Annotated in this window: 9 protein-coding genes; 1 reads left to right on the plus strand and 8 read right to left on the minus strand. The window is 51.1% G+C overall.

The annotated features are described in order from the left end of the window. Positions 1 to 11: 11 nt before the first annotated feature. Positions 12 to 3,119 carry a SusC/RagA family TonB-linked outer membrane protein gene (locus IEV97_RS14445; protein ID WP_188502186.1) on the minus strand — a complete coding sequence of 1,036 codons (3,108 nt, stop codon included), beginning with the start codon at positions 3,117 to 3,119 and terminating at the stop codon, positions 12 to 14. Positions 3,120 to 3,714: 595 nt separating this feature from the next. Next, positions 3,715 to 4,983: an exo-beta-N-acetylmuramidase NamZ family protein gene (locus IEV97_RS14450; RefSeq protein WP_188502187.1), complete on the minus strand. Its 1,269-nt coding sequence runs from the start codon at positions 4,981 to 4,983 to the stop codon at positions 3,715 to 3,717. A gap of 654 nt (positions 4,984 to 5,637) precedes the next feature. Here IEV97_RS14450 and IEV97_RS14455 point away from each other — a divergent pair. Further along, positions 5,638 to 7,221 carry a hypothetical protein gene (locus tag IEV97_RS14455; RefSeq protein ID WP_188502188.1) on the plus strand — a complete coding sequence of 528 codons (1,584 nt, stop codon included), beginning with the start codon at positions 5,638 to 5,640 and terminating at the stop codon, positions 7,219 to 7,221. A gap of 903 nt (positions 7,222 to 8,124) precedes the next feature. Here IEV97_RS14455 and IEV97_RS14460 read toward each other — a convergent pair. The 6 genes from IEV97_RS14460 to rnk form a co-directional block, all read right to left on the minus strand. Continuing rightward, entirely contained in the window at positions 8,125 to 8,748 is a 624-nt protein-coding gene (locus IEV97_RS14460) for an alpha/beta hydrolase (protein ID WP_188502189.1), read from the minus strand. 33 nt (positions 8,749 to 8,781) lie between these two features. Then, a complete protein-coding gene (locus tag IEV97_RS14465) occupies positions 8,782 to 9,717 on the minus strand; it encodes a ring-cleaving dioxygenase (RefSeq protein ID WP_188502190.1) in 936 nt (311 codons plus the stop codon). 130 nt (positions 9,718 to 9,847) lie between these two features. Continuing rightward, positions 9,848 to 10,384 (minus strand): YceI family protein, encoded by a 537-nt coding sequence (locus tag IEV97_RS14470; RefSeq protein ID WP_188502191.1) that lies wholly within the window; start codon positions 10,382 to 10,384, stop codon positions 9,848 to 9,850. 340 nt (positions 10,385 to 10,724) lie between these two features. Further along, entirely contained in the window at positions 10,725 to 11,261 is a 537-nt protein-coding gene (locus IEV97_RS14475) for a TetR/AcrR family transcriptional regulator (RefSeq protein WP_188502192.1), read from the minus strand. 355 nt (positions 11,262 to 11,616) lie between these two features. Continuing rightward, positions 11,617 to 12,639, minus strand: coding sequence for a rod shape-determining protein (locus IEV97_RS14480; RefSeq protein ID WP_188502193.1), 1,023 nt, complete (start codon positions 12,637 to 12,639; stop codon positions 11,617 to 11,619). Between the two features lie 40 nt (positions 12,640 to 12,679). Then, positions 12,680 to 13,084: a nucleoside diphosphate kinase regulator gene (gene rnk / locus IEV97_RS14485; protein ID WP_188502194.1), complete on the minus strand. Its 405-nt coding sequence runs from the start codon at positions 13,082 to 13,084 to the stop codon at positions 12,680 to 12,682. Between the last annotated feature and the right edge of the window lie 686 nt (positions 13,085 to 13,770).

Raw genomic sequence — 13,770 nt, forward strand, 5'->3', positions numbered from 1 at the left:
TTTCATCTTAATTAAAATCCTGCTCTAATACCAAAGTTAATTCCTCTAGGTAACGGGAAGTTACCGTAATCAAGGCCGCCACCACCGGCACCACCTACTGCAGCAGAGTTACCGTTAGCAACCGGATCCAGACCAGAGTAGTTTGTGATCAGGAACAGGTCAGTGCCTGTTACAAACACGTTCAGGTCTTCGATGAACTTCACGCGCTCCATGATGCTGGTTGGCAAGCGGTAGTTCAGTGTCACGTCGCGCAGACGTACCCAGTTCACATCCTTCTCGATGAAGCTCTGGTGTGGGTAGATAGACGACCAGTAAGTAGAGTTTCTGTACAGGTCGATCGGAATGTTGTTCTGCGTTGGGCTAACTGTGTTTTCCAGACCGTCTTTCAACACACCTGTCACGATGCGCGGCGTTTCACGATCCAAAGTACGCTTGCTCAATCCAGTAACAGTCAAATAGTGTTCTGTTGCGTTGTACACATCACCGCCTTTGCGGATGTCAAGCAGGAAGTTGAGTGACAGGTTCTTGTAAGTGAAGGTGTTGGTCAGACCGATGTTGAAGTCCGGGTTACGGTCACCTACTATTTTCCACTCGCTGGTGTTCAGGATAGGCAGACCAGTTGATGGGTTGATCAGCACGTCGCCATTGTCGTTGCGCTGGTAGTCGTAGCCAGTGAAGGTAGTCAACGGACCATCTACACGTGAGCCTACACGCACGTTGCCATACAGCCAGGTGTCAGAGTTGTAGAACTCCTGCACGTCACCAGGAAGCTTAGTCAGCTTGCTGTTGTTCTTCGTGTAGTTCAACAACACATCCCATCTGAAATTGCTGTTCTCCACAGGTGTACCGTTTAGCTGAAGCTCTATACCTGAGTTCTCCATCTCACCGGCGTTAAAGGTCATCAATACGAAACCAGTTGCATAGCTCAGACGCAGGTTCTGCACGATCTGGTCAACAGACTTCTTCTTGAAGTAAGTCGCATCAATACCGAAGCGGTCGTTGAAGAACTTCAACTCTGTACCGAATTCGTAAGAAGTAGTCATTTCCGGACGCAGGTCCAGGCTTGGGCCTGTGAAACCATAGCGGAAACCACCACCCGTTGTCATAGCCGTTTCGTAGAACGGACGGATGCTGTACGGACGGGCGTCTTTACCTACCTGGGCAATAGAGCCTCTGATCTTACCATAGGACAGCACGTTCTTAAAGCCCTGGAATGGCTCCAGCTCGGTGAACACAAAGCTCAGACCGGCAGAAGGATAGAAGAACGAGTTGTTCTGCACTGGCAGTGTAGAGCTCCAGTCATTACGGCCCGTCAAGGTCAGGAAGAGGATGTCGTTGTAGCTGGCGTTGAAGCTACCCCAGGCACCTACCAGACGGCGCTGCGTCAGGTTGTTGTAAGCGCGCTGTGTGGTAAGGGTTGTGTTGTTGATCGAGTACAGGTTCGGTGCCATGAACTGCTCACCGGTAGCGGCTGCACTGAACGTGTTCCAGTCATATACTGTGCTACCCAGTTTCAGGTCGGTGCGCAGTTTGTCATTGAACAGCGTAGGGGCTGTGAACTGAGCATAGTACTGGAACGTCAGGTTACGGTTCGTGATCACGGCCTGGTCGAAGATACCGCCGAAAGAGCGGCCTGCATTAGACTGCGGGTGACGCACGATCGTGTTTTTTTCTGTGTAATAGTCAACACCTGCCTGGCCTACGAGTTTCATCCAATCCGTTACGTCAGCTGTCAGGCTGGCATTCAGTCTGTAGCGGTCAGTCAGGGAGTTGAAGATGTTCTTGTTCACGTTGAAGAACGGGTTCTCGATAGCAACTGAGTAAGCACCGAAGTCTCTTCTGTCACCAGTTGGAGTCAGGTAGTTGCTGGCGTCGTCAGTAGATGGCCAACGCAGCAGCTGCAGCAATGGTCCACCGGCGCCTCTGAAGGCCTGGTCGTTATCAGAACGGGTATAGTCAAACGTTACGTCCGTTGAAAGGCGCTTGCTCAACTTAGCTGTAATAGCAGAGGAAAGCGTGATACGCTCCAGACCTGTGTTCGGGATGAAGCCCTGTGCATCGGTGTAAGAACCGGAGATGCGGTACTGAGCAGCTTCGTTACCACCCGTGAAGGCCAGATTGTGCTTTTGTGTGAAGGCATCATCAAAGAAGTTCTTCACGTTGTCGTAGAACTGTACTTCAGATGAGTAAGGAGCACCGAAGTAAGAAAGGCTTTCGTCACCTTCCGTGGTATAACCGTTTGCGCCTCTGTCGTACTTCTGCTGAATCTCAGGGTAGCGCACGATGCGGTCGATACGGAAGCTGTTGCTGTAGTTGATACGTGGCTTACCGGCCTGACCGCGCTTGGTGGTGATCACGATAGCACCAGAGGCAGCCTCAATACCATAGAGAGCAGCCGCTTCAGGACCTTTCAGTACGGTGATGGATTCGATGTCCTCCGGGTTGATGTCGGCGGCACGGTTGGTAAAGTCAACGCCTCTGTTCTCGAATGAACGGGAGCCTGCACCGATAGAAGAAGCAAACACACTGGTAGAAGTGGTGTTGTTGCTGATCGGAAGACCGTCTACCACAAACAGTGGCTGGTTGCTACCGCTCAGGGAGCTGATACCGCGGATCACGATAGAAGAAGAAGAACCTGGCAGACCAGAAGAAGCGTTCACTTCCACACCCGCCACACGACCGGCCAGGCCGTTCACGAAGTTCTCGCGCTGTGTCTGGGCAATGGTAGCACCTTTAACCTCTGTTACGGCATAACCCAGGGCTTTCTTTTCCTGCTTGATACCGAGGGCAGTTACTACTACCTCGCTCAGGCTTTGCTCATTTGCCTGCAGTGCCACGTTGATGACTGTGTTCGTGCCAACAGGCTTCTCAACGGACTTCATGCCAATAAAACTGAACACCAACACATCGGATGGTGCTACCGAAATAGAGAACTTGCCATCCGTGTTGGTATTCGTACCACGCGGCTGACCTTTAACGGCTACCGTAACACCTGGCAGCGGGGAATTATCGGAGGCGGCAGTTACCGTGCCGGATACAGTCGTGCTCTGAGCATTGGCTGTAAAGTGAAACAGAAGGAAACATATCCCCCATAGGTAACACTGTAATTTTTTCATCATAACTACGTGGCTATTGGTTAAGATTATTGTGGGTAGATTGGTTATTGGTTATTGGTAAAACATAGAATTAATTCTCTCCAGGACGCTGACCGGGTACTACGGCAAAAAAACTTTGCATAATACAATTCAGCCGGTTGCATTCGCTCTTCTCTATTCAGGTACAGATTAAACTCACATTAAAACTAGTAAAAAAGGCTTATAGCACACAGGTTGTTGCAATCATTTTCGCTAAAAAAGAAAAAAGCAGCAATATCAGCTTATACGCAAAAACGCAGAATCGTGCATATAAAATTAAACTTATTTAATATACTTTTAAACATTTATTTTAATTTAATACTCTTATCGAACAACAACCGCTTCTATCGCTTTTAAAGCTGCAATTGCTTCAAAATCCAATGTTACGACAGCAAGCAAAACGCGCACAATCCCGCAAATTCAATCTTTTCAAATATGCAGACACCGGAAGGCGTAAACTGTGTTGCTGCGGTTTTTTCCGGTCAAAGCGCGGGACGTAACACATTCTGCATGTTCCTGTTTCTGCTCCCGGACCCTAAAACCAAGTCCTGAAAATCTTCAATCTGACACGCCTTCGCTATCAGGGATAAAGCAGGTAATTTTGACGCATTTGCTTGTACTGACTCAGCCCCGGCTCCCAGCTCTGGCGAATCTCTTCTTCCGATACCCCGGCGATGATCTGCTCCTTAAACTTTTTGGTACCGGCTAGCTTGTCGATGTTGCCGATCTGGTTGCTCTGCTTGTAATCGAAGAAGCGCTCCTTATCCGGGTAAGCCTGGTAGAGCTCCATCATCCAGCTCAGGTTAATTCTGCCTGTCTTCCGGAAAGTGCTGACATCATAATTGCGCAGGTCCAGACCGTAACATACCTTGTCCTGGTGCAATGGCGTTTCGGCCATCCCTTTTATACCTATAGGCGTGTAACTGAAAGAGTATTTGTCTTTCATGTCCGGATGCCCCATCACGGTGAACGGGAACATGGTGCCGCGACCGTGGTTAAAGATGGTGCCTTCGAAAAGACAGGTAGATGGGTATAGCAGGATGGCTTGTTGCGTGTTCAGGTTAGGGGAAGGCCACACGGGCAGGTCGTAAGGCATGTCGTGGTTGTAGTTTTTCACCGGCACGATCTTCAGTTTGCACTGCACGCCGTTGGCCAGCCACTTTTCGCCGTTTATCATCTGGGCAAACTCCCCTACCGTCAGGCCGTGCGCAATAGGGATAGGATGTATGCCGATACCCGATTTGTTCTCAGGCTCCAGGATGGGGCCGTCTACCAGGAAACCGTTCGGGTTTGGCCTGTCCAGCACCATCAGCTCAACTCCATTCTCGGCGCAGGCCTCCATTACGCGGTGCAGCGTAATGGTGTAGGTATAGAAACGGGTGCCCACGTCCTGTATGTCGAAGATCATCAGGTCCACATCAGCAAGGTCCTCTTTGGTAGGCTTGTTGCGCTTGCCGTAAAGCGACACCACCTTTATTCCTGTTTTAGGGTCCACGCTGTCCTCCACCTTTATACCGGCAGGAGCATCGCCTCTGAAACCGTGCTCCGGACCGAACACTTTCACGATGTTCACCCCGAGTGCATGCAGACTGTCCACACTTAGCTTATCACCGATGATGGAGGTCGGATTCACCACCATGCCTACACGCTTGCCCTTCAGGTAGGGCAGGTAGGCCTCTGTCTGGTCAGCGCCTGTGATGATGGGAGCCTGTGCGGTTTCGGGCTTTGCTGCTGTGCTTTGCGCAACCGGCGCCGCCTCTTGTTGCTGCGGTGCTTTGCACGAGGCTGCCGCAAGCAGCAGTGCCAGCGCACCGTTCATCAGCATTTTCACATTGAAGGAAGTATACATAGTAGTTTGATTACTCTGAAAGCCTCGCCTTTTAGCAAGGTTAGGCAGGAAGCAAAGTGCGCAGTTTTATGCAACCCGACGCGACATTACCGCTTTTTCCTTCACTAATTAACTCATTTATATTTCTATATACCAAATTTTATGCATATTTTTTTATTAAATCCGCAAAAACATGCAGCAAAACAGTTTCTCCATTAACATTTTGATAACCCTCAGCGCCAAAGGGCAGGTATAGCCTCTGCCCTACCCTTCAGAAAGCGCCTGCTTTAGATCAGTTTTACTCTATATAATATAGGAGTAGTGAGTAAGTCCTCAATTCCACTGCAAGTAGTCTTCAACACCAGCTATAGTGCAATTCACTATTGCATTTCTCCCTCCCGTTATTCAGAAAATGATTGTTTAAAATTTTAGCAGAAGACCTGCTTTGATAAACGCAGAAGTCTTTGCTAACTTAGAGGCTTCTAAGAGAGCATGTTCAAACTTCATCTTTCCTATAGCATTCACTTCGCAGCGGAAGCCACTATTCGCTACCTCAGGACGCACTTTGCTGCCAGGCGGCTTTAGTACTATTCTGAAGTTCTGCTCCTATCCGCTCTTAAAGGCACCTGAAAGTTTAAGCATTCTCTAAGCACCGCATTGCACAATTCACCTTATATGAAAAAGAGTCTACTTCTTTTTTCTCTTCTGATACTCATTATCAACCTAGCAATTGCACAGGACGCACCTTCTGGCAAATCTTCCAGGTCGTCGGCCATCAAACTGCAGTTCCCGGCTGAGCCTGGCTGGAATGTGCTGAAAGAAGGGCAGCAGCTCGAGTTTGAGGTACAGGCCAGCGGCGGCACCGGCTCTGAGTTCAGGTATAGCATCAAGCAGGGCAAGGTTGAGGGCATGGTCTTCGACTCGCTCGGCTATTTCTCCTGGACGCCCAGCTACGACTTTGTAGACAGGCTGAGCGGCGGACGCGTGCTGCAGGTGATCTTTGAAGTACGCAATGACAAAGACGAGAGCGCCAGCCAGGTGGTGGACTTTAAGGTAGAGCACGTGAACCGCCCGCCCGTGGTAGGCGAATTGAAACCGCTTTACGTACGATACAACGCCCAGAACACCTATACCATTGAGTCAGCGGCGGTGCAGGACGAGGACGAGGACCCGATCGTGTTTGTGGCCATTGCCGAGGGGATGCCCGAGGGAGCCAAATTGTCGGCACAGGGAGAGTTTACCTGGAAGCCATCGCTCACGCAGTTCAACCGCCTGCGCAACAAGCCCATTCTGGTGGAGTTTTACGTAGAGGACCAGCCCGCCAAGGCCCGCACGAAAGGTGCTTTTAAAGTGGAGGTGACACAGCAGGACCTGCCCCCCACCCTGCAGATGATTCCCTCGCAGAAGCGCTTCGTGTACAAAGAGGACGCAACGGTGAACATCAAGTTCCAGATCTATGACCCGAACGGGGAGTCCGACATCGCCACGTTCAGCTTTATTTCCACGAACACCAACGTGCCGGCTACTGCCCTGGTAAAGAATACGCCGTCCCAGTACGAGTTCATCTGGCGGCCGGGCTACGACTTTGTGCGCGACCCGCTCGACTCGCTGGCTTTCGAGATGACCTTTTTCGTGCTGGACAAATCGAATAAGCGCGATGAACGCACCGTGTCGTTTACCATTCTCAATGCCGTAAACGAAGGCGAAAAGGACCAGAAGCTCTACAACGAGTACCGTGCCTCGCTAGTGCGCGCCTGGGACCTGATGGAGCAGCTCAAGGAAACCGAAAAAGACCTGAAGAAGAAGTATAACCGTGCCCGCAAAGGCAAGAAAGGGCGCTCCCTGGCCAATGCCTCCATGGGCGCTGTAACCGGAGTGGCTCCCGTGATCATCGACGAACCGGCCACCAGCAAAAAGATCACCACCATTGGGGGCACCACCGTCATGACCATCGGTACGCTGGAGGCGACAGAGGTGATCGGACGCTCCACCAAAGACCTGGTTGAGCGCCTGAATTACATCATAGAGAAGCGGAACGAACTGCAGACCAAAGGCGATGTTTTCGCCCGTAAGTATGCGCTCAAGTCATCGCGCCGCCGGCCGGAGTTTATAAAGGATGTGGATGACTTTGTAGCGGTGATGAACCTGAAGGGCCTGGTAGCGCTGGAGTTGGATGCCAGTTGGAAGAATAAGAATAAAGCCAGCGACGAGAACATCGCCAAGACGTTTAAGGATTTTGGCTACGAGAGTCAGAATTAAGTCGCATTTTTGAAAGATCACTTTAAATGAAGAGCCCTGTTGGTGTTTTGCCAGCAGGGCTCTTTTTGTTGTAGGTATGCAGTGGCTTATTACAGGTACAGCAGGTATGGCGCGAGCGCCCTCGCTCGTGTCTACTATGGTGGGGCCTCTGGCCGAGAGGTATAGGTATAGCTGCACCCATGCATCGTGCCGCAGGTTTAGCGATAGCGCAACTAGTGGTTTGCGCGCTGGCCAATTTACAACTGGCGTAGACCTGGCTTACAGGTATAGCCACCTTTTCTATTTCATAGCTTCGCCTGTGCGGCGGGCATCCCGAAAGCTTTCGGGACAAAAAAGTCAAGACGCTTTTAAACTCGCTGACCGCTCAAACACAAAATCGTCAAGAGTGCACTTGGCAAAGCGATCTGTTTCATTGCTGCTGTATTAGTATGTTTTGCTATACCTGCCAGTGGTCTGTGCTACAAAACTTATACCTGTAAAGTAGTAGTTACAGATTCCCCGCCTTAGACAAGGAGGGGTTAGGGGTGGTTGGAACCGGGCCTGCAAAGTAACTGCTGGAGCTACAGCGCCTATACCTGTGATTGGGTGGTAGAGGGTAATCCCCTCATGCGAGGAGGAGTGTATTATAGCAACTGCCTAACCTTGCTTCCACCAAGATCCTTCCAGGATGACATATCGAAAAGCAGCTACCGAAAAGTCCCCGCCTGGGGTAGGGGCCCTCGATAAAGGTGGGGCACGGAGACAATTCGCTTTGAACATAACAAGTATAGCCTGTCAGATCATGTTCACAAATGCTGTTACAGTCTATGTATTGACACCAACAAAATACCCCCAAAAACAAAAAAAGCTGAAGGCAGCCCATTGCGGTGCTTCCAGCTCTTTTGCTTTAGCCAAACTTATATCTTAAGAAGCCAGTATCTTTCTAGCTAGCTCTATTTCTTCGTCCAGTATGGTATGTGGTCGGCCTGGGTATACCTTGCGGGTCACTTTGGCGCCCATACTTTCCAGTTGCTTCACGGTTTCGTCTACCCTGCTTACCGGCACATGCGAGTCCGGGTCGCCGGTCGTGATGAGCACGGGCGTGCCTTCGAAGTCGCCTTTGTAGTTGCTCGTGTTCAGCTCCTGCCCGACCAGGCCGCCTGTGAAGATCAGCAGTCCGCCGAAGCGCTGTGCGTGCCGGCTCGCGTACTCTGCTGTAAGGCAGGCGCCCTGCGAGAAACCGAGCAAGTAGATATCTTTGCTCGCTATACCTTGCGCCCGTATGCCTTGCACGGTTTCGTGGATCAGTTCCAGGGCTGAGTTCAGGGCGGGCTGGTTCTGATCAGTTGGTGCCATGAAACTGTAGGGATACCAGGTGTTGTTCGTGGCCTGCGGTGCAAAAAGCGTGAAATCGTCGGCCCCCAGTTCCCGCGCCAGTGGCAGGATGCTGGCCGCGGTGGCCCCTCTGCCATGGATCAGGATCAGCGCTTTGCCAGTTTCTGACAAAGGTTTTCCCTGCGTGCGTATGTCCTTTTCGTGTGTGTACATGCTATACCTTTCGTTAAATTTGAGAATATCGCCTTAGTCCAGACGCGGCAACACGGCCTCTATTTTAGCCCTGTGCGGTTCGTACTGCAGTGGCAGCAAGAGCTTTTTGCCCAGGTCTTCTACCGACTCGTCTGTCGCAAAGCCCGGGTTGTCGGTGGCGATCTCGAACAGCACGCCGCCGGGCTCACGGAAGTAGAGGGAGTAGAAGTAATTGCGGTCGATCTTCTCGGTGATGTTGAAGCCTTTGCCCGCTATTTTCTCGCGGAACCGCATCAGCACTTCCTCGTCCTTCACCCGGAAAGCAATGTGGTGGTTCGTGCCTGCACCGCCTTCGCCGCGCCCGATACTCGTATTCTCCACTATATCGATGTTGTTTGCTCCTTCTACCGCATCGGTGCTATACCTGTAAGTGCTGCCTGTCTGGTCCTGCAAGGTATAGCCCAGGATATCGGTCAGAATAGCTGCCGTTTTCTCGGCCTTGTGCAAAGTGAGCGTCACGTTGTGGAAGCCTTTCGTAGCCACGTCGGCTTTCACTTCGTCCGTTTCCCAAGGCTTGCGGTTGTCAGCGTTCTTAGGAATCACCAGTTCCAGCAGCAGTCCATCCGGGTCCTGGAAAGGCAGGTATTGCTCCCCGAATTTCTCCGAAGGACGACCGTAGCGTACCTTGTGCTCCTCGAAGCGCTTCATCCAGAAGTCGAAGCTGCCTTCGGGCACGGCGTAGCCAATGTGCGTAGCCATACCTGCGCCGGCCTTGCCACGGCGTGCCCCCTGGTACGGGAAGAAGGTCAGGATAGTACCCGGACTGCCTACCTCGTCGCCGTAATAAAGGTGATAGGTGCCGGGGTCATCAAAGTTGACCGTCTTTTTGAGCAGCCTCAACCCGAGCACTTTGGTATAAAAGTCCAGATTGCTTTTCGCCGAATCGGCAATGGCTGTGATATGGTGGAGTCCTAAGATGCTGTCTTCCATGGTATTGAAATTAATTAACTGGTATTAAGGTATACGCGGGGCCGGGTGTTCTATGTCATTCCGAATATGTGTGAGAAATCAGAAGACTATAACTCCCGATTCCCACACATTCGAAACAACACTTAAAACCTTAGGCCTGCTTCACCAACTGTATTTCAGCCTGCAGCTTGATCTCGTCGCTTACGACTACGCTACCCGCTTCGGTTACCGCATTCCAGGTAAGGCCAAACTCTTTGCGGCTGATCTTACCGGTCACCGTAAAACCTGCTTTGTGCTGTCCGTAAGGATCCACCACAGTGCCACCAAATTCCACGTTCACTGTCACTGGTTTAGTGATGTTACGGATAGTCAGATCGCCGTGCAGTTTGTATTCGTTACCGCCCACGTTCTCATAGCGTGTGCCCACAAAGCGCACTTCGCCGTGATTGTCCGCGTCAAAGAAGTCGGCTGACTTCAGGTGGGTGTCGCGCTGCTCGTTGTTGGTGCTGATCGAGTTCACATCGGCCGTGAACACAATATTGCGGGCACCATTGAAGTTCTCGTCTTCGCTCTCGGCCTCCACGGTGAACTTCTCGAAGTAACCTGTCACGGTTGTGATCATCAGGTGCTTTACTTTAAACTGTACTTCGCTGTGGGTGGGGTCTACAGACCATCTTACGTTTGCCATAATCTTAATCTTATTGTTTTAGTTTAATTGGTTCTCTGCTACAAATCTACAACAAATGTATAGACTTTAAATGTATATACATCAATTATTTTAAAAAGGTTTCTTTTGACCTCTAGTTTTCTTGTTTTTCAGGCAGCTGATTAGTCGTTAATTACTGTTGCTTATCTATTTATATCAGGAGGGATTAGGTGGCGTATGTTGTCCTTTTACACTGGTCACTCAAAAGCCTGTTTAGCCACTGCCTCTGCCCTTTGAGGTATACCACGCTTTTAACCGGACACAAAAAAAGGAGCTTGATCAGCTCCTTATACCTGTGGGGCATTGTTACCCTGACCAAGCTTTACTCCGTGGCGTACTTGGATTTTATCAACTCTACCATGTTTCTGCAGTGTTCTTTATCGCCATTGGTTACGAATAGTCGCCAGAGCCCTTCTACGAGCAGCATCAGCACTTCCGATTCCATTTCAGGATCCTTATAGCCCAACTCCCTGAATGCCTCCACCAGCTTCTGCATCACCGAGTGGGTATAGCGGTTGTGGTGCTTCTGCGCGATCTCCTCATCCACAAGGCGGAACTGCATACGCCAGAAATTTCTTTCGTCTTCTACCAGGCGCTGCGGCATGTCCAGCACACTGCTGATCAGTTTCAGCGGGTCATTTTCCATGGCCAGGCCTTTGCTTTTGTCCGTAATGCGCCTGTAGCCAGCCTTAATCACCTCCTCCAGTAAGTTCGACTTGTTGATGTAGTGCTTAAAAATAAGCCCTTCGGACACATCGGCTTCCTTGGCAATGAGACTGGTGGGAGTAGCCTCGTACCCTCTGTCGGCAAACAGGTCTAAAGCGGTTTCTAAAATATGCTCTTTCTTTGATTTAGACATTCTGGTGAAGGACTAATAGTTTCTAAGGGAATGCAAACAGAAATGCACCGGCAGCGCCATCTGAAAGCACCTGCGTTGATTTTATGCAAAAATAAGGGCTTGCCAGACAAACTAAAAATCCGATGCCTGTAAGCAGAATAAATTTAAAGATAATTTAATAATAAGCCATACCCGGATTGCCAGTAAACGCGCCGTATACCTGCAATCCTATACCTGTCGCTGTTCCTGACTGCTGCTTCTACTTTATTTACCACTACAAAAAGTAACCCCACCGGCTTGTCTCCGGCGGGGCTCTTATGACATGCTATTTTATAAACTGCCAGGCTATACCTTACGGCAGCAAAATTTGATTGCCTTAGCGCATCAGGAACCGGAAGCGGTCGATGTTGCGGGTGGCAATGCCGGTGCCCCGCACCACAGCGCGAAGCGGGTCTTCCACCACATGGGTCGGCAGTTTCGTTCTGGCAGAGATCCGTTTGTCCAGGCCGCGCAGCAAAGCGCCGCCGCCGGTCAGGTAGATGCCCGTCTGGTGGATGTCAGCCGACAGTTCGGGAGGGGTCATTTCCAGCGTTTTCATCACGGCCTCCTCAATCTTCGCCAATGAGCGGTCCAGGAAGAAAGCGACATCCGAATACGAAACGTATACCTGTTTCGGCAAGCCGGTGAGCAGGTCGCGGCCTTTGATGCCTACGTCTTCCGGGGGATTCTGCAGTTCGGGAAGGGCCGCCCCTACTTCCAGCTTTATCCGGTCGGCGGTGGATTGCCCGATGAGCAGGTTGTGATGCTTGCGCATGTAGTGCACAATGTCGGCGGTAAAGCTTTCGCCCGCCACCTTCAGGGATTGGTCGCAGACAATGCCGCTCAGGGCAATCACGGCGATCTCGGTGGTACCGCCGCCAATGTCGACGATCATGTGCCCGTTCGGCTCCTCCACATCCAGCCCGATGCCAATGGCGGCGGCGATCGGTTCGTGCACCAGGTATAGCTCCCTTGCCCCGGCAATGACGGCGGAGTCGCGTATGGCGCGCTTCTCCACTTCGGTTATACCGGAGGGCACGCATATCACCATCCGGAACGAGGACCCGAATTTTCTTTTCCCACCATTGATCATCTCCAGCATGCCCTTCATCATGTGTTCTGCCGCATGGAAGTCGGCGATCACGCCGTCCTTCATAGGCCGCACAATGCGGATGTCCTCATGCGCTTTCCCCTCCATCTGCATGGCCTTGTGGCCAATCGCCAACACTTTGCCCGATGATCTGCTGTAAGCGACGATGGACGGTTCGTCCACCACCACTTTGTCACCCTGCATGACCAGGAAATTGGCCGTGCCCAGATCAATGGCAATATCCTCTCTAAAAAAATCTAAAAAACCCATTCTCTATGGCGTAAAAATTCCTCTCCGACAAACCCGCGGACTAAAGGTTAAGGTTACCTGCAGCCTCGGGCTGATACAACACCTCCATCACCTCATACACCATGGTACCTTTTGGCCCCGGCCGCTCTACCTTGTCGCCCACTTTGCAGCCCAGTATGGCCGTGCCCACAGGCGCCAGCACTGAGATTTTGAACTTGGAAAGGTCAGCGTCTTTCGGGTATACTACCGTCAGCTCCATCTGGGCACCGCTCTTCAGTTCTGTCAGCTTCACCAGCGAGTTCATGGTCACTACATTTTCCGGAATCTCTTCGGATGCCACCACTTTGGCGCGTTTCAGTTCCTGGCTGAGCGCTTCTACGGTATGTGCACCGCTAACCGCACGCTGCGCCTGTACCAGGCTGTGCAGTCGTTGGAAATCCTTTTCAGTTAGATAAATCGGGTTCATATATTTTTAATTTTTAAAGCTTTATAAAATCATGCAGGTAAAGCGCCATGCCCGGCCCCAACGGCGGGCGCTAAGCCTCCGGCGCGTGCTGCGTGGAGACGAATAAAAAAGGCAAACGCACAAAAACTCCCTTACCTGCGGCCTTTGCGCTTAGTAAAGGTGTTCTGTGGAATCGCGAATTTTAGAATTTTGAACAGGAATAACCTGTGAGAAGGTATGGTGGCTTTCGCCCGGGGCCGGAGGTTTCCGGCTTAGTTAATGAAGGCCTTAGGGGCTGTATAAAAGAAAAGACAATAACCATTCAGCACATCACTTTGAGATACGTGATGCGATGCCGCAACAAAGCCTGTAAGCGGCTCTGAAAAGAGATGAATTGTTCTATTAGGTGGCAGCACGGTTCTGATAGTAATCTTTCAAAGTAACGGAAGAAACACCATAAAAGCAAGGAAACAACCACTTTACCGCCTATACAGCAGGTATACCGCGCTGTGTGCATCCGCCTGTACCTGGCCGTGCGTTGCAGGTATGGCACACCAACTGCCAAACCGCCAGTGCCGCAGATTTAAAAGAGAAGAAAGAGCCCGTTCTGCACAACCTGAAAAACCAGGCCTGTTCCCCTCCTCTTCCTGTGGTTTGCTGTGGTCAATTATAGGGAACAGCGCTCTCCGGAAACCCTGCACATCAGC

The organism is Pontibacter amylolyticus (assembly GCF_014638845.1).
Taxonomy (GTDB): Bacteria; Bacteroidota; Bacteroidia; order Cytophagales; family Hymenobacteraceae; genus Pontibacter; species Pontibacter amylolyticus.

Bases quoted from the DNA above. Each gene is read 5' to 3' on its own strand.
- IEV97_RS14445 (WP_188502186.1), bottom strand. From the start codon at position 3,119: ATGATGAAAAAATTACAGTGTTACCTATGGGGGATATGTTTCCTTCTG.
- IEV97_RS14450 (WP_188502187.1), bottom strand. From the start codon at position 4,983: ATGTATACTTCCTTCAATGTGAAAATGCTGATGAACGGTGCGCTGGCA.
- IEV97_RS14455 (WP_188502188.1), top strand. From the start codon at position 5,638: ATGAAAAAGAGTCTACTTCTTTTTTCTCTTCTGATACTCATTATCAAC.
- IEV97_RS14460 (WP_188502189.1), bottom strand. From the start codon at position 8,748: ATGTACACACACGAAAAGGACATACGCACGCAGGGAAAACCTTTGTCA.
- IEV97_RS14465 (WP_188502190.1), bottom strand. From the start codon at position 9,717: ATGGAAGACAGCATCTTAGGACTCCACCATATCACAGCCATTGCCGAT.
- IEV97_RS14470 (WP_188502191.1), bottom strand. From the start codon at position 10,384: ATGGCAAACGTAAGATGGTCTGTAGACCCCACCCACAGCGAAGTACAG.
- IEV97_RS14475 (WP_188502192.1), bottom strand. From the start codon at position 11,261: ATGTCTAAATCAAAGAAAGAGCATATTTTAGAAACCGCTTTAGACCTG.
- IEV97_RS14480 (WP_188502193.1), bottom strand. From the start codon at position 12,639: ATGGGTTTTTTAGATTTTTTTAGAGAGGATATTGCCATTGATCTGGGC.
- rnk (WP_188502194.1), bottom strand. From the start codon at position 13,084: ATGAACCCGATTTATCTAACTGAAAAGGATTTCCAACGACTGCACAGC.